Origin of the sequence: Chryseobacterium cheonjiense (assembly GCF_012927265.1) — a bacterium.
In the GTDB taxonomy this organism is placed as follows: Bacteria; Bacteroidota; Bacteroidia; order Flavobacteriales; family Weeksellaceae; genus Chryseobacterium; species Chryseobacterium cheonjiense.
The window spans coordinates 282,416-299,632 of the sequence record NZ_JABBGF010000003.1 but is presented as its reverse complement, the minus strand read 5'-3'; the positions used below and the strand labels follow the sequence as shown (position 1 = coordinate 299,632).

General features: G+C 34.9%; 15 protein-coding genes and 1 tRNA gene. 10 read left to right on the top strand and 6 right to left on the bottom strand.

The genetic code is table 11. The features are described 5' to 3' along the window. Positions 1–195: 195 nt before the first annotated feature. From HHL20_RS16240 to HHL20_RS16225, 4 genes are all read right to left on the bottom strand, one after another. Complete coding sequence (locus HHL20_RS16240) at positions 196–1,170, bottom strand: deoxyhypusine synthase family protein (RefSeq protein WP_169232222.1); 975 nt, start codon at positions 1,168–1,170, stop codon at positions 196–198. A gap of 26 nt (positions 1,171–1,196) precedes the next feature. Continuing rightward, positions 1,197–1,838, bottom strand: a complete 642-nt coding sequence (locus HHL20_RS16235) for a hypothetical protein (RefSeq protein WP_169232221.1) — start codon at positions 1,836–1,838, stop codon at positions 1,197–1,199. Between the two features lie 101 nt (positions 1,839–1,939). Then, positions 1,940–2,332: an alternative ribosome rescue aminoacyl-tRNA hydrolase ArfB gene (gene arfB / locus HHL20_RS16230; RefSeq protein ID WP_169232220.1), complete on the bottom strand. Its 393-nt coding sequence runs from the start codon at positions 2,330–2,332 to the stop codon at positions 1,940–1,942. Between the two features lie 23 nt (positions 2,333–2,355). Continuing rightward, entirely contained in the window at positions 2,356–3,375 is a 1,020-nt protein-coding gene (locus tag HHL20_RS16225) for an AMP-binding protein (protein WP_169232219.1), read from the bottom strand. Between the two features lie 99 nt (positions 3,376–3,474). On the opposite strand from HHL20_RS16225, the gene HHL20_RS16220 reads away from it, so the two are divergent. From HHL20_RS16220 to HHL20_RS16185, 8 genes are all read left to right on the top strand, one after another. Then, positions 3,475–3,545: transfer RNA gene (locus HHL20_RS16220), tRNA-Gln, on the top strand. Between the two features lie 641 nt (positions 3,546–4,186). Then, positions 4,187–5,827, top strand: coding sequence for an alpha/beta fold hydrolase (locus HHL20_RS16215; RefSeq protein ID WP_169232218.1), 1,641 nt, complete (start codon positions 4,187–4,189; stop codon positions 5,825–5,827). A 68-nt stretch (positions 5,828–5,895) separates the two neighbouring features. Next, positions 5,896–6,078: a class I lanthipeptide gene (locus HHL20_RS16210; protein ID WP_169232217.1), complete on the top strand. Its 183-nt coding sequence runs from the start codon at positions 5,896–5,898 to the stop codon at positions 6,076–6,078. A gap of 68 nt (positions 6,079–6,146) precedes the next feature. After that, positions 6,147–7,064, top strand: a complete 918-nt coding sequence (locus HHL20_RS16205; protein ID WP_169232216.1) for an LLM class flavin-dependent oxidoreductase — start codon at positions 6,147–6,149, stop codon at positions 7,062–7,064. After that, on the top strand, positions 7,057–8,211 hold the full coding sequence (locus tag HHL20_RS16200) for a lanthionine synthetase LanC family protein (protein WP_169232215.1): 1,155 nt from the start codon (positions 7,057–7,059) through the stop codon (positions 8,209–8,211). Before HHL20_RS16205 ends, HHL20_RS16200 begins: the two co-directional genes overlap by 8 nt. Next, positions 8,208–11,258, top strand: coding sequence for a lantibiotic dehydratase (locus HHL20_RS16195; RefSeq protein WP_169232214.1), 3,051 nt, complete (start codon positions 8,208–8,210; stop codon positions 11,256–11,258). The genes HHL20_RS16200 and HHL20_RS16195 overlap by 4 nt, the downstream gene beginning before the upstream one ends. A 1-nt stretch (position 11,259) precedes the next feature. Then, complete coding sequence (locus HHL20_RS16190) at positions 11,260–12,495, top strand: DUF6625 family protein (RefSeq protein ID WP_169232213.1); 1,236 nt, start codon at positions 11,260–11,262, stop codon at positions 12,493–12,495. A 15-nt stretch (positions 12,496–12,510) separates the two neighbouring features. Next, on the top strand, positions 12,511–12,885 hold the full coding sequence (locus tag HHL20_RS16185; protein ID WP_169232212.1) for a cysteine peptidase family C39 domain-containing protein: 375 nt from the start codon (positions 12,511–12,513) through the stop codon (positions 12,883–12,885). Positions 12,886–13,030: 145 nt separating this feature from the next. Here the strand turns inward: HHL20_RS16185 and HHL20_RS16180 are convergent, their stop codons facing one another. Further along, positions 13,031–13,237: a hypothetical protein gene (locus HHL20_RS16180; protein ID WP_169232211.1), complete on the bottom strand. Its 207-nt coding sequence runs from the start codon at positions 13,235–13,237 to the stop codon at positions 13,031–13,033. A gap of 13 nt (positions 13,238–13,250) precedes the next feature. Next, positions 13,251–13,544 (bottom strand): helix-turn-helix domain-containing protein, encoded by a 294-nt coding sequence (locus tag HHL20_RS16175; RefSeq protein WP_169232210.1) that lies wholly within the window; start codon positions 13,542–13,544, stop codon positions 13,251–13,253. 196 nt (positions 13,545–13,740) lie between these two features. Here HHL20_RS16175 and ccoN point away from each other — a divergent pair, with 196 nt between their 5' ends. Beyond that, on the top strand, positions 13,741–16,023 hold the full coding sequence (ccoN, locus tag HHL20_RS16170; protein ID WP_169232209.1) for a cytochrome-c oxidase, cbb3-type subunit I: 2,283 nt from the start codon (positions 13,741–13,743) through the stop codon (positions 16,021–16,023). Positions 16,024–16,035: 12 nt separating this feature from the next. Beyond that, the gene (locus tag HHL20_RS16165) at positions 16,036–16,923 is read left to right on the top strand and encodes a cbb3-type cytochrome c oxidase N-terminal domain-containing protein (protein ID WP_169232208.1); all 888 of its coding nucleotides are present in this window, start codon (positions 16,036–16,038) and stop codon (positions 16,921–16,923) included. The last annotated feature ends 294 nt before the right edge of the window (positions 16,924–17,217 follow it).

The window sequence follows — 17,217 nt, the reverse complement described above, 5'->3', positions numbered from 1 at the left end:
CAAGCAGTCTCTTGAGACCGGAACGAAGTGGAGCCCGGAGAAGCCCGACCTGAGCCTTGGGATTGGTGCTGCGAAGGGCACGCCATTGTTAAAAATAACTCGTTGATTATACGGATTCATCTTTACAATAAACTAAAAAAAACGTCCCAAAAATTGAAACGTTTATGTAATTGTAAGCTTTAAACTTTTTCCTGCTTATGAATTTTCTAAAATATAAGAGAACATCAAAGGCGCACAGATGGTGGCATCACTTTCAACGATAAATTTCGGTGTGGTGATATCAAGCTTACCCCAAGTAATCTTCTCATTTGGAACCGCTCCCGAATAAGAACCGTAAGAAGTGGTAGAATCTGAGATCTGACAGAAATATGACCAGAAAGGTATATCATGCATTTCCATATCCTGATACAGCATCGGTACAACACAAATCGGGAAATCACCCGCAATACCTCCACCGATCTGGAAGAAACCTACTCCTTTTCCTGAAGAGTTCTTTGTGTACCAGTCTGCAAGGTATGCCATGTATTCGATTCCGGATTTCATGGTAGAAAATTTAAGTTCTCCTTTGATGCAGTATGATGCAAAAATATTTCCCATGGTAGAATCTTCCCATCCCGGAACAACGATCGGCAGGTTTTTCTCTGCTGCAGCGATCATCCATGAGTTTTCTCTAGGAATTTCGTAATACTGCTCAAGAACTCCTGAAAGAATCATTTTGTACATATATTCGTGAGGAAAATATCTTTCTCCTTTGTTGTCGGCATCTTTCCAGATTTCATAGATGTGTTTCTGCAGTCTTCTGAAAGCTTCCTCTTCAGGAATACAGGTATCTGTAACTCTGTTCAACCCTCTTTCCAGAAGGCCCCACTCTTCCTGCGGTGTAAGGTCTCTATAATGAGGAACTCTTTCGTAGTGAGAGTGCGCTACAAGATTCATCAGATCTTCTTCAAGATTCGCTCCTGTACAAGAGATAAAATCTACCTTGTCCTGACGGATCATTTCTGCAAGAATTTTTCCTAATTCTGCCGTAGACATTGCTCCTGCCAGTGTAATCATCATTTTCCCGCCATCCTTAAGATGCGCTACATATCCTTTTGAAGCATCTACCAATGCCGCTGCATTAAAGTGCAGATAATACTTTTCTATGAATTCAGTAATCGGTTTGCTCATTTAATTATTTTTTGCAAAGATAAAACTTAAAAACGGAATGTAGCCGCTGCACTCAAAGAAACTCTGTGCAAACCTTCTTTTTGGTCTTCGCCAAAATCATAGGTAACACCGTTAATTTTCATTTTATTAAGCGTTCCTGCCGTAAGCCCAAGCTTTGGCCCAATCAGAATATTTTTTGTGATCTGGTATTGATAGGCAAAATTAAGTTCGGCTCCTAAATTAGACCCTGTTCCTTTCACATTTGCCGTTTTAGTGCTGTATGAAATTACACCCAAACCTACATCAACGAACATTTTATGCCTGGTCTGCTCAGTAAAATTGGAAATCATAACAGCAGGACCGAAAAAATTGATCTGATCTTTTGTCGTTACGGAAATCGAAACAGGCATATTATTCACATACCCTAAAATATATCCGTCACTGGAAGCGCTGAAGTTGGAATATTTTAATCCGACAGATACAATAGGATTTACCTGATAGTATGCAGAAATATCGAAATTCATTCCGCTTTTTAATCCTTTTACGTATTCTTCTTCCTCTCTGGAAAGTCCCGAAACTGTTTTAGCTGTTCTCCAGGCATATCCTACCGATGGAATAATTGAAAATTTCTGTGCAGATGAAAGCGCCGATATAGAAATGAATGCGGCCGCAAAAAGTTTTCTGATCATTAGTTAACTATTTTGGGCGCAAAAATATAGTATTAAGGTGAATTATCCCATAGAAAATAAAAATTTAACACCTTTCGCAGTCAACTACAACTGCAGTTGAGTTAATACCTGAATTTCCGGTTCTCTTTTTTATCAGACAGTTTCTTTTTGGTGTCCAGCCGTTTTTGTTTTTGTGATTTTGAAGGTTTTGTAGCGAGCCGTTTTTTTGGAATAATCAGCGCTTGGTTTACAAGCTCGAGAATTTTTTCGATGGCTCTGGTTTTATTCATCAGCTGGGTTCTGGTTTCGGATACCGTTAAAAACAGAAAGCCTTCGGCGTTGATCCTGTTGTTCAGTTTATGATGAATGCGATCTTTCTGTTCGTCATTAAAAAATCCCGAATCGGAAACTTTCCAGAGAACCGTCACAGAAGTTTCAACCTTATTGACGTTCTGCCCTCCTGCGCCACTGCTACGGGAAGTTTTAAAGGTCAGTTCTTTTGAAAAATCTTTCATAATTTATCGTATGCGTTAATCGGTTACAGTATATTTTTTAATTCTATCCTGTTAACCTTCCCATTTGGTGTTCTCGGAATTTTTTCTGTAAAAATAATTTCTTTTGGCCTGTGATAACTTTTTTCAAAAGGTATTTTTGAAATTTCATCAATAATTTCCTTAGATTTTTGTCCTTCGATAACCAGTATTAATTTTTGCCCCAAACTCTCATCTTCCCTTCCTATAAAAACTGCTTCATTCGGAATTTCTTTTTTTACTAAAGCTTCCAGCTGTTCCGGGAAAATTTTAGCTCCGCCGGAATTAATTACATTATCAATTCTTCCTAAAAACCTGAATTGGTTATTATTTTTAATTTCGACTAAATCATTAGTTTGCAATACTTCTGTATTAAGATGTGGTGCAAAAATTTTTAAACACCCTTTTTCATCCGTGGAAATATCAACATTTTCAAAAGCGGTGAAAAAAGATTCTGAAACAGGGTAAATCTGTTTCAGAGCGATATGGGAAAGTGTTTCTGACATTCCGTAGGTCTCAAAAATCTTTTGCGTTCCTTTCGATCCGAGGGAATCAAAAATTTTATGCTTTAAGCTTTCTGAAACGGCAGCTCCTCCGATAATTATATTTTTTATCCAATGTAAATGGTCTAGAGAATTTTCTATCTGAAGCGGCGTCATAGCACAAAAATCTATTTCTTCATTGATATTCTCCAAGGGTTTTACTGAAGGATTTGTAATGATGAGTTTAAGATTTCTTATAATGGAGCGTACTGTCATCATTTTTCCGGAGATGTATTCGACCGGGAGGCATAACAAAGCCGTATCACCTTCTTTCAATCCTAAAAAGTTACAGGTCATTTCAGCAGAAGCGATCATTTTATCTTTTTCAATTTCAAAAATCTTCGGAGTTCCGGTAGAACCTGAGGTCTGCACCTGTACCGTTTTTTCATCTGAAAACCATTCTTCCAGAAAAGCTCCGACTTTCTTTTCAAATTCGGTTCCGGCGGGTAATTGATTCATATTGAGATTTTTGAAGTCTATCAGCATAATGGTCGCAAATAAAGGAAATGTAAATTTAAAAAAAACTTGAAAAAGTTCTTGCAAATAATTAAAAAAGCTGTAAATTTGCACCACTCAAACAGAGATAGACTCATGGTGTAGCGGTAACACTACTGATTTTGGTTCAGTCATCTGGGGTTCGAATCCCTGTGAGTCTACATTTAAGGAGAAACGATCAATGTGATTGTTTCTCTTTTTTTTTGTAGTACTGGCTTATTTTTTAATATATAATAGGTGTTTTCATAGCCGCCTTTCTTTTGATTGAAACCATTTCAAATTCATAAAATAGTTCAAAATAAAAAATAAGATAGCCCATACTATCTCCATATTCATCCATCCTTGGGTCACCTTTTTATATCCTATTACTTGCTTAAAAACAAATCAAGGCTTCCATTCTCTCTTCACTTTTAAAGTAATTAATTTCTACCATTCATCATATTACATGAGCTAACTGATTGATAGAGTCATTATTCCTCTTCTTTCCCAGACCTGAAAACATTCTTGCATCGTATATTTTTCTAATTTGTGTGAAAAAAATTACAAATACTTGCTTTTTTATAAAATATATTTCTTAAGTTTGTGACATATCACAACTCAACCAACAACCAAACCACTACTAACTATGAATAATTTACACTTATTCCATAATTTTTCTAAACTTAAATCCATTTCGTCTTTTTGCAATTCCTTTAAGCTTATTCAATCTTTGCATTTCTCTACACCTAGCTATTCATCAATAGTTTATTAGATACCATCAAATAACTAATGCAGGAAATTCTTGTTTTACATTAGATCAAAAATGAAAAAGAGGTCGTTTTTTCTAATATGTTTGTTGTTACATATTGTACTTTACGCTCAAATTACAATTCAAGGTAAAGTGAAAAATATGGAAAATGAAATTTTGCCTTATTGCAATATTGGTATTAAGGATACCAACATTGGCTCCTTTACGAATAAATCCGGAGATTATAAGATGATAATCCCAAAAGAATTTCAAAACAAATCAATTGTTTTTAAGGCTGAAGGCTACGCGGAAAATACTAAACCAATATCAGAATTGCTGCAGAATGCAGATGTTTATCTGGATTTTAAGATTAGAAATATCCAAGAAGTTGTACTGGAGGGAGAAAAATTAAAAGAGAAAACTATCGGACAAAAGTCACGCCCAATTTTAACTTTCTCGAAAATGTTTGATAAAAATACGCTTACAGTTGAGCAGGGAAATATTTTTGATATTTATAAGAAAACAAAGTTAAAATCATTTAGTTTTCATATCATGCCAAGTTCAAGGTTTGAAAGCATCACTTTAAAACTGAATATTTATGATGTTAAAAATGGCTTGCCCAATCAGTCACTTTTAAATGAAAATATTATTTTTAAAACTTCTACAACCGGCTGGCAAAATATAGAATTATCGAACTACAAACTAGTCTTCAATAATTTGGATAAAATTGCAATCACTTTGCAGCTGTTAGAATATGAACCTTTAAAAGATTCAGACTTTGTTTTTGGAATTTCAGCGAAAAAATCTCTTTCGAAAAATTTATTGTTCAGACATCAAAGTCAGTCGCAGTGGGATATAAGTGACGGAACCTTTCTTTCAAATATTAATGTCGGCTACAATAATAAAGGTATAGATACTGTCGAGAAGAGCGATAATAACAATGACTCTAAGTTAACAGACGAAGAGAAAAATTTAGTTACTTTTTACGAAGCACGAGAAGATGCAAAAAAGACTATTTATGGAAAAAATCCGGAGGGTAAATTTATTAAGCTTACTGATGCAAATATTTATTACGAAGAATACGGAACCGGTGAACCTTTAATCTTATTAGAAGGCAACAATGGAATTATTTCGGATTTCTATCATCAGATTTCCTTTTTTTCAAAATATTTTCATGTGATTACCATAGATACCAGAAATCAGGGTAAAAGTCAGGATTTTTCTAACGTTGATTATGGTTATGAAAAATTAGCTGATGATTTGTCTGATATCGTAGATCAATTAAAACTTCAAAAAATAAATATTCTGGGCTGGAGTGATGGCGGAATAACAGGTTTATTATTTAGCATCAAAAACCCGAAAATAATAAATAAACTTGTAGTGATTGGCGCCAATACCAATCCAAAAGGGGTAGATGATAAATTTATTAATTCCATAAAAAAAAGATACGAAAATTCGGATGACCTTTTAGAAAAAAGACGATTAAACTTAATGATTAATCACCCGGATATACAATCAAATGATTTAAAAAAAATAGAAAATCCTGTTTTGGTAATTGCAGGAAGTAATGATCTGGTAAAAATCGAAGACACAAACTTAATTCACAAAAATATTCCAAACTCAGTATTGCTTGTGGTGCCAGATACGACCCATAACGCCCCACTAGAAAAGCCAGATTTTGTCAATCAGCAAATATTGAATTTTATAAAAAAATAAATTACAGTAAACAATATAGCGGAAACCGAAAAGCTAACGAGTAGGTATCAAATTAAATTTTTTTTATTATGAGCAAAAAATTAACTAAAAAATTGACACTTAAAAAAGAAAAATTAAGTCAATTGAATTCTGAAGAAATGAAATCTGTAAAAGCAGGAAAAGAGCTAGTAACATCCGTTGTTGATTGTTCACACTGGACATGCACGGCTGGAAGCAGCAGATCTACTAATCTTTGCGTTTGCCCTGCTTAGTAAATCAGAAACATTTTACAAAAATTGTAGCTACTCCTTTCGGAGTAGCTGCTTTTAACAGCTCTACTATGGCAAATAAATTAAAAATAGGCCTTTTAGAATTTGGCATTAGAGAAAACTCGCTTAATAATTCTAAGAAATCATTATACGATATCATTGACTATGCTTCAAGAGCTGATGAACTTGGCTTTTCCCGATTCTGGGTCACCGAAAACTACTTTTCAAAAGCGCATGATATGGCTTGGTCTACTCCTGAAATGTTAATTCCCATATTATTAGGATTAACCGAGAAAATAAAAATAGGGATTGCAGGAGTTATCTTACCATTACAAAGCCCATTCCGAGTAGCTCACAATTATAAACTCCTTTCAAGTTTATATCCAAGAAGATTAGATCTTGGCTTCGTTAAAGGTCTCGTAGGTGAATATGACCTTAAATATTTTAATGTTGATGTCGACAAAGACAATTATTTTTCATCATTTCTTCCAAAACTGGAATCTACTTTAAGCTTTCTGAGAGATGAAAGTGAATTTCTTAAAAAGGATTTGATCATCCCACCCTACAAAGGAAATATTCCTGATGTATGGTATATGGGATCTTCACACTCAGGATTAAAAGTAGCTTTAGAGCATGATCTTAATTTTGCACGATCCATATTTCATGGAGAGTCAAACAAAGAATATCTCAAAGAAGAATTACAAAATTTCAAAGCAGCATATAAAGCAAAATATGGAAAAGAACCATCAATGGTGCTTACTTTTTCAGGATGCTGCCATAAAACAAAACAAAAGGCAATCAATGTTGCAAAAAAAAGTACCAACAATGATATAAGCAATATAAGCCTTGTAGGAGACGGAAGTTTTTTTCAGGAAAAACTGCTGGAATTTAAAGAGCTCTACGGATATAATGAATTTATGTTCAATAACATTGCGAGATCACACAAAGATTCTTTAACAGCTATCGAAATATTAAGCCAATATGTATAAAGATAAAATTGACTTTTTTTTAACCCAAATTTCAGAAAAATGTAATGAAGACAAAGGTGAAAATATTACATTCAGCCTGGGAAACGGATACTATTCATTATTTTACAACAATGATGTTGAGATTGAAAAAATTGAGGATCTTATTGATATGGCATCAGAAGCATCATATTCGTCTTTTGGTACAGGTAGTTTAGCGATTATCTATTTTATGAGACTTCTGCATAATGCTGATATTATTACGGATGAGGATATTGAAAGCATAGAAGAAGATTCTTTTGAGTTTTTCCTCGAACTTCTTTCTGCTGCTGCAGACAAAAAGGAATATGATTTATTTACCGGTCTGATCGGATTAGGTATTTATTTTCTTGAAATTAAGAAATTTGATACCGTAGCAAAAATAGTGTCTTATATAGACCATTTAAAACATGAAAAAAACGAATCCTTTTTCTGGATTGATCATATAGTAAAAGAAGATAATATTATTGACCTTGGCCTTGCCCACGGGCAGCCCTCCATTATATCTTTTTTAGTAGAATGTTATCATAAAGGCTGTGAGAAAGAAACATGCAAGAAGCTGATTAATGGAAGTGTCAACTTTTTAAAGGAGCTCTACGAACAAAATAAAGATTCAGAATTCATATTTCCTTCAAAACTTAATATTGCCACAGGAGAAACACAGTTATCAGAAAGACTTGCCTGGTGCTATGGTGATTTAGGAGTTACAATAAGTATCTGGAAAGCTTATACAGTTTTGCAGGACGAAGAGCTGAAAACAATGTGTCATTCCATTATTTTGAATTCATCAAAAATAAAAGCGAATAGGTCAGGCGTATTTTATAGTCAAAAAAATAAGTGTATAGACACAGGAATTTGCCATGGAACATCCGGAATTTCGCATATATTCAATAAGTTCTATAGAATATTTCAAGATGAAGAGCTGAAAGCAGCGCACGATTACTGGATGTCTCTTACCCTGGAACAACTGGAAAAAGGAGTTAAATTTCCTTACGATCTTAAAAATGACATGTGGGTAGAACATACTGGTCTTTTAGAAGGCATTTCTGGTGTGGGAATGGTGCTGCTGGACTATCAATATCCCGAAAAAGCAAAAGATTGGGATAAAATTTATTTAATGAATATAGGATGAAATACAACGATATAGAAAAACTGAACTTTTACCTGCTGAGAACACCACTCCTTCCACAGAAAAATATCGATCAGTGGGAAGAGGATATCAATACAGAAAGTTTTCGTAATACCATTTATTTATCATCACCGGACTTATATGAACAACTCATTCTGTGGGACAAAAAAAAGCTGTCTAAAGAAAAAGCTGATAAAATAAAAAAATCTCTATTGAAGTACTGGCTGAGAACCCACTTCAGAACAATCCCATTCGGGACCAATGCCGGTGTAAGTATGGGCGAATGGAGCGACAGTACTCACATTGCTTTGGATAAAGAACAGGATAAAATATATGCCCGACTGGATATGCAGCTTTTGCATGATATTACGGTAAAACTGGAAGAGAATATGCAGGTTAGAAAAGTTTGCAAATTCTTTACTAATAATACAGTATACAACACTAAAAATAAATACCGTTATATTGAACCCTCTATCAAGAATTCCGGGTTGAAATATGAAATTATCTCTACTGAAAAAAATAAATATCTGAACTCAATCATAAAGGCCTGTCAGGATGGCCTGAAGCTTTCAGAGATTATAGAAATATTGGTTAATCAGGACATTTCTTATGAAGATAGTTTCGACTATATCAACGAATTGATAGATTCAAAAATTCTTATCAGTGAACTTTCTCCAAAGGTTACCGATAAGAATTTCCAGAATTTTATATATCAGTTTTTGAAAGATCTGAAAATACCGGAAAACGAAGAAAACAAAAAGGATGCAGAATTGATTCGCAGCCTGATTATCATATTTGAAATTGTACAAAAAGCTAATGAAACCAATAATGCATTTCTTGCTGTTGATCAGATTTCCGAAATTTTGACTTCAGTCGGAATTAAGAATCACAAAAAAAATATCCTCCAAACCGATTTGCTGAAAGGTAAAAAATCCAATACACTGGATAAAAATATTTTTAAAGACTTTAAAAAAGTACTTTCAACCGTTTTTCATATTGGATCTGCAGATACGATTGACTCTCTGGATAAATTCAAAAAGGAATTTGCGGCAAGATATGATCAGCAGGAAATTCCGATACTGTTAGCCCTTGATCCTTTATCAGGTATCAATTATCCTTTACATTCTGATAATGAAAGTTCCAACCTTTCAGACGGAATTCAGTTTAAGTCAGAAAACACCACTAATATTATTCAGGGCTCTTTGAAATGGAATCAGTTTTTAGGGGAAAAGCTCATTAATGCTTTAAAAGACAGTCGAGATTTAATACAAATTACACAAGAAGAAGTTAGTCCTTTTTTAGAGGAGAATAAAAATATTCCTTTTTCAATGTCTTCACTGGTTCATATCTATGAGGATGAAAAAGGGAAGCCTGTCATTTTCCATAAATTTAGTGACGGACCTTCATCTTCTACCTATTTGGGTCGCTTTTGTCATTTGGATGGTCATTTGGAAGAATCAGTAAAAAATGCCCTGTCAGAAGAAGAGTCTTTCTTTGATGAGCAGATTATTGCTGAAGTGGTACACAATCCACAGCCCAGGGTTGGAAATATTACGATCAGACCTCATCTGAGGAAGTATGAAATACCTATTATAAATCGCCATAACACTGATGGTGAGCCAATCTATCTGAATGATATTATGATTTCTGTAAAAAATGACAGAATTATTCTTCGTTCAAAAAAATACAATAAAGAAATTATCCCAAGTCTTTCATCTGCACACAATTATAACCTGCATAAAGTACCGATGTATCATTTTCTATGTGATCTGCAGTATCAGGATACAACTCCTTCTTATAACTGGAACTGGGGCATGTTTGCCAATTATGATTTTCTACCGAGAATAATGATTCATAATGTGATTCTTTCGAGAGCGTCCTGGCTACTGGATCATGATAAAATTTTCAATGGAAAAAAAGCTTCAATTGAGGTATTCAAAACGTATTTAAAAGAAAAAAACATTCCGGAAATTTGTATTTTCACAGAAAAAGATATGGAACTTCCCATATTTATAAACAATGCTCTTTCACTGGAAATCCTGTTTGACCATTTATTAAAAGAAAAGAAGATAAGAGTGTTGGAAAATCTTTCATCCCAATACAACACCGTAACAAAGGATGCAGAAGGAAATCTTCACAGCAATGAGTTCCTTATTCCATGGCATAATTTCAGTAGCAAAAAGAGAGAAAAACTTATTTCCTTCCCAGTAAAAAACACAGTCACCAGAAATTTTGTTCCGGGGAGTGAATGGCTTTTCTATAAAATATATTGCAGTACAAAGGTTTCTGATCAGATCCTTAAAGATACCGTGTATAAATTCGCCAATGGACTTGTACGAAAAAGAATTATAAAAAAATGGTTCTTCATCCGTTACAGCGATCCGGATATGCATATCAGAATAAGGTTTTTAACGACATCTCAAGATCATAGTCTTTCTAGCCAGATCTATCAGTTACTTGACAAATATCTGAACCGGGAAATGATTATCCATAAAATTGTTCTGGACACCTATAATAGAGAAATTGAGCGTTATGGTGAAACTACAATTGATCAGATGGAAAGTATTTTCTACTTGGATAGTGAATGTGTATGCCAGTTACTGAAAGAAGCAGAATACACAGAAACTTCAATCTGGAAAGCTGCTGTTGCCGGAATAAACAGAATTCTTGATGATTTTGGATATAACATGACAGAAAAACGAGATATTCTGCACAAACTCTCCAACGGATACGGAAGCATGTTGGATGATAGCTCTAAGCAGACATTGAAGGATAAATATAGAGAGCACAGACACCAAACTTTGGAGCTTCTTGCAGGTGTTGATGAGTTTTCTAAAATTTTGGATATAAGATCTAAAAAAACTGCCTGCTACATTACCGAAATTAAAGAACTGCAATCTCCACAAATGGTAAAATCATTGGTTGTAAGCTATATCCATATGTTTATCAACAGAATATTTGCCTCGAAACCGAATATACATGAGTCTATTTTATATTATTTTTTGCATAAAAGCTATGACTCATTACTGAATATTAAAAAAACTGTGTAAGATGACCAGAATCGCATTAATAAACTGTTATTTTGGCAAAAGCTGGCCTGAATATTTCAAACATTTTTTGTTCAGCTGCAAATACAATCCAGATGTTGATTTTTTTTTATTCACCAATCTGGAAGCCCCTTTTCATGTCCCTAATGTTCATTTTATCAAGATCAGCAGCCTTACTGAATTTAGTAAATTGGCAAGCGAAAAGCTGAACTTATCCATCAATATTCTGGATGGTTACAAACTTTGTGATTTTAAACCTGCTTATGGACTGATTTTTCAGGATTATTTACAGGGATATGATTTTTGGGGATACTGTGACATCGATATTATTTTCGGGAATATCCGATATTTTATTACGGAGAAACTCCTGAAAAAATATGATGTTATTTCTCCCCACAAAAACTACCCCGCCGGATTCTTTACACTGTTGAAAAATAATGAACAGTGTATTAACCTATTCAAACAGAGTAAGGACTATGCACACATTTTACAAAATACACGTCATTTTTGTTTTGATGAATGCAACTTTGAATTTAATCTTGTTCATCTAAAAGATATTACTGAGATTAAAACCGAAATTGAAAGCTTCACTCTGGTTCTTAGAAGACTAGAACTTCAAAATCAGATTAAATATTATCACAAAAATATTGTTCAGGAATTTGTTTATTCCACTGTAGATCATCATTGGGTACAAGGTAATATTTATAATACAGTAACAGAAAAACAATACCTGTTGATTCACCTTATCAACCTTAAAGACAATCAGAATTTCTTTATAGAAACTTTTGAACCGAAAGGGAATTTTTTAATTTCGCCAAAGGGGATCTATTATAAGCCCAACAAAATTTCTTATTCTCTAAAAAAACTTGGTAGAAATCTAGAGAGAAGAATGAACAATACCCGCTACAGATTTTTACTGTTGAAATCTAAGCTCCTGGCTTACACACAAAAACAGCATATTGATTTTCTTGAAGAGCAGTCCTATAAAATTGGTAAAACACATCTCACTTTTTATCCCCAAGATAAAAACAGATTAATTATTATTAACGAAGACGAAAATGGTATTCTTTATAATCAATTTTATCTCTATAAACTTAAAGGTAATCGATGGATAGGAACAAGTAGAAAGAATATCAGTACTATTGATTTTCATTATAAAAATGAAAAAAATGTTCCTTACAAAATAAATATAAAGAGCATAAAAAATTGTGTAACAGAGAATGCATACTATATCTATTAAAAACATTCAGCTTTTATGATTGAAAAACAAGATTATCTACTATCCTTTAATTTTTTGCTGAAGAAATTTATAAAGCATAATAAAAAAGTAAGAAAAATAAAGGATTATACCTTATCATTCGACGATTATAATTTCTTTAGTTTTTACAATATACTGCAAGATGATTTTGATATCGAATCAATGGTCATTAGACTGGATGACTGGGAAGATATTGAAGAGCTTACTTTTCCCGCTATTGCTTTCTTAAATATTAATGGTGGGATGTTCGTTATAATCAGTGATTATAAAGATGGCAAAATTTACTGGGAGAACAGAGAATTCGGAAAACAGACCAACACAATCAAATTATTCAAAAGAATTAGTGAAGGAATTTTTCTCGTACCTGCATAACTTTATTTTTGAATGATAATATTTAGCAGCGAAAGGGATTCAAAAAGTAGCTTGCTAATAAAGTTTAATAAAATATCAGTTTTAATATTCAATAGAGGTCTCCTAAGTTAAGATTCTGACCTAAAATATTTACTGAAAATATGTTTTATTTCTTCTGAACCGAACGGTAATAATTCCCGATATTTACGGCAATAGAAATCACGAAACCTCTTATCAATGACCAAAACAAAATTTCATTGACATTGTCTTTGGTAAAATCCTGGGCGTTATAAAAATTGATGTCAATATAAAATAACACAACTGTCATTGCCAAAGCCACTAATGATATAATTCCCATTCTTCGTAAGTTCATATCAAGCTTATTTTTAGGAAAGTTCATCCGGTATGGAGATTCCCTTTTTCTTCATGTATTCCAAAAGTCCGTTATATTTTTCTTCGTAATCATTGGTACCGCACTTATCGGAAATACTGCAAATCTCGGACGGTTTGATCCCTAAGATATCAGAAATTTTCGTAAGAATTTCCAGATTGATTTTCACTTTAGAGTTTTCAATATCAGAATAGGCTTTCTGTGATATTCCCATCTCAAAAGCCATATATTCCTGGGTAAAATCCTTGCTCCTCCGGATTTTCCTTATGTTTTGACCACATATTTTCATACCATGCCGTTTTAGAAGTTTTCAGTATAATTTAGAAGTATATCTATTAGACTTACACAAAGTTAGTGAATACCTTTGGCAAAACATTATTACGCTACATGATATTTTTATTTATTGAGACTTAAGTTAAAATTTTACATTAAAACTTATGCTTTAAAAGAAAAGAATATCACTTCAGGACAACACTTTAGGAATTATGGAGACGCAAAAATTTAATTATGACAATAATATTGTCAGAGCATTTCTCTATGCTACAATTGCATTCGGTCTGGTTGGTTTTTTACTCGGTCTTACCGCTGCACTGATGCTTTTTTACCCCGAACTTCCGGAATTTTTATTTGGAACAGACGACACCACCATTAAAAGTCTGGCTTCAGGAAACATCCAGGGATTAATTAATACACAGGGAGCTTTAGGCTTCGGAAGAATCAGAATGCTGCATACAAGTGCCGTAATTTTCGCCTTTGTATGTAATTCGTTTTTCTGCGGTGCTTACTACAGCATGCAGCGACTGCTGAAAACAAGAATGTACAGCGATACCCTGTCTTGGATGCACTTCTGGACCTGGCAGATTATGATCGTTTCCGTAGTCATTACTTTCCTTATGGGAATCAATACTTCCAAAGAATACGCAGAGCACGAGTGGCCAATCGATATTTTAATTACTATTTCATGGGTGATTTTCGGAATTAATATGTTCGGAACTATTGCCAAAAGAAGGGTAAGACACCTTTATGTAGCCATCTGGTTCTATCTGGGAACCTGGATTGCCGTAGCAATGCTGCACATTTTCAATAATCTTGAAGTACCATTATCATTTACTTCATGGAAATCATATTCTATTTATGCAGGAGCTAAAGATGCCTTGGTACAGTGGTGGTATGGTCACAATGCAGTTGCATTTGTATTGACAACACCGGTTTTAGGTCTGATGTATTATTTCTTACCTAAAGCAGCAGACAGACCGGTATTCTCTTACAAACTGTCAATCATTCACTTCTGGTCACTGATCTTCGTTTATCTTTGGGCAGGCCCTCACCACCTTCAGTATACCGCTTTACCAGCTTGGGCACAGGCCGTAGGAACAGGTTTCTCTATTATGCTTATCGCGCCGTCTTGGGGAGGTATGTTAAATGGACTTTTAACCCTGAGAGGAGCCTGGGATAAGGTAAGAGAAAATCCTATTCTTAAATTCTTCGTGGTAGCGGTAACCTGTTATGGTATGGCAACGTTTGAAGGACCGTTATTGGCAACAAAATCTTTAAACAAAATAGGACATTACACCGACTGGGTAATTGGTCACGTACATATCGGAGCATTAGGATGGAACGGCTTCATGGCATTCGGGATTGTCTATTACCTGATTCCGGTAATGTGGAGAACACCGCTTTGGTCTAAAAAACTAGCTAACTGGCATTTCTGGCTGGGAACACTGGGAATCATTTTCTATGCGGTACCAATGTATATTTCAGGTTTCACACAAGGATTAATGTGGAAGCAGTTCAACCCGGACGGAACATTGGTTTGGAAAAACTGGCTGGATACGGTAACGGCAATTATTCCATACTACAAAATGAGATTTTTAGGAGGTTTATTCTATATCTCAGGTGCCATTTTAATGGTTGTAAACGTCATCAAAACCATTAGAGCCGGCTCATTCCAGAAAAACGTACCTGCAGAAGCTCCGGCGTTAGCCAACATCGGAAGCGCCAGAAAAGAAGGTGAAGGACTGCACCTTTGGATTGAAAGAACCCCGAGAATCATGGCCATACTGGCGTTCATTACTGTGGCAATCGGTGGTTTGGTAGAAATCATTCCTACTTTAACATTAAAACAAAGCGTCCCTACGATCACTGCTGTAAAACCTTACTCTCCGCTGGAACTGGAAGGAAGAGACCTATACATCAGAGAAGGATGTAATGCCTGTCACTCCCAGATGATCAGACCTTTCAGAGATGAAATCGTACGATTTGAAGGTAAAAACGGACAGTATTCTAAAGCAGGTGAATTCGTATATGACAGACCATTCCTTTGGGGATCAAAAAGAACAGGACCGGATCTACACAGAGAAGGCGGAAGAAACCCTGATTCATGGCACTTTAAACACATGTATAACCCAAGAATTACTTCAGCCGGTTCCATCATGCCGCGTTTCCCTTGGTTAATAAGTAACAAGCTGGATAAAAAGCAGATGGTAGACAAAATGAAACTGATGAAAAATTATTTTGATGTTCCTTATACAAAAGCACAGATCGATTCTGCGAATCAGTGGGCAGACAATCAGGCAAAAGGTATTGTTAAAAGAATTTATTCTGAAGCCGCAGATGTAAAACAGCAGGTTGAAAAAGACAGAATAGCAAAAGGAGGATCTTTCGTTCCGCTTGAAGACAGAGAAATCGTAGCTATGATTGCTTATCTCCAAAGATTAGGAACCGATATTAAAACCACTCAGATTCAAACCGCAAGTGCAGATAATTAAAATTAATTAGCAATGAAAACAAGAACCCCAATTTCAGTATACATCCTTGTCACCATAGGTTTGACGATCATGGCATTTGAAATGTTCGCACACGATTCAGGATATTTTTCCTCTCCTTTTTTCTGGGGACTGATGCTGATCGCGGTTATCCTGCTTCTCATCATGAACTCCATCGGAGACCTAATCGAAAATCAGAATTTTAGCAGGCTTTCGGATGAAGAGAAAGCTTTATACCTGAAAGAAAAAAGCACACCTTATTTCCAGAAACTTTGGAATTCGGCTTTCAAAAAACAATCTGCAACAGAAGAAAAAGATATTCTTATTGATCATGGATTCGATGGAATTACAGAGTTGGATAATTCACTCCCAAAATGGTGGATCGGCCTTTTCTGGTTCGGATGTATCTTCTGTGCCGTATATCTTACAGCATTTTCTTTCACCGATTATGCGCACCCTGAAGCAGAATTGACACACGAAACCAAAACCATGCTGGCTTCCATCGCAGAATTTGAAAAAACCGCGCCGCAGATTAATCTTGAGTCTGCAAAATACAATGCAGATAATATAGCAGAAGGTAAGGAGCTCTTTAAAACCAACTGCGCAACCTGCCACGGAGAAGGAGCAAAAGGAGGTATCGGCCCAAATCTTACCGATTCACACTGGATCAACGTGAAAGAAAAAAGCCTGTTCAAAAATGTATTCTGGATGCTTGAAAACGGATCTCCGAATAACCCTACCATGCGTCCTCTGATTAAAGAAGGAACTATCACCGGGCGGGATGCCGAGAAAATTGCAGCCTATATTTACCATATCAACCAGGAGACAGCACCCATCACTCCTGCTCAGGGAGGTGCAGCACCTCAGGGACAGGAAGTGCACTGGGAAAACGGAAACAATTAAAAACTATAATCTCAATATAATCTTAAACCATGCCAAGCCCCCTTTGATAACTTAACTTATACTTGAATTCATTTTTGCTAATACCTTTTCAGTAAAGAAAAATGGAAAAAAGGGGGCTTTTTTATTACACAAATCCGAGCTTTGACTGTCAGCATCAACTATTCACTTGACACTCAACTAAACTAAATTCCATTAGATTGGCAGTCAAGGCAGGATTTTTGCATACGCAAAGGGTACCACAACAGATGAGCAGTACGATTAGTATTGCTATATTTGTTATAAACCCAATCACTC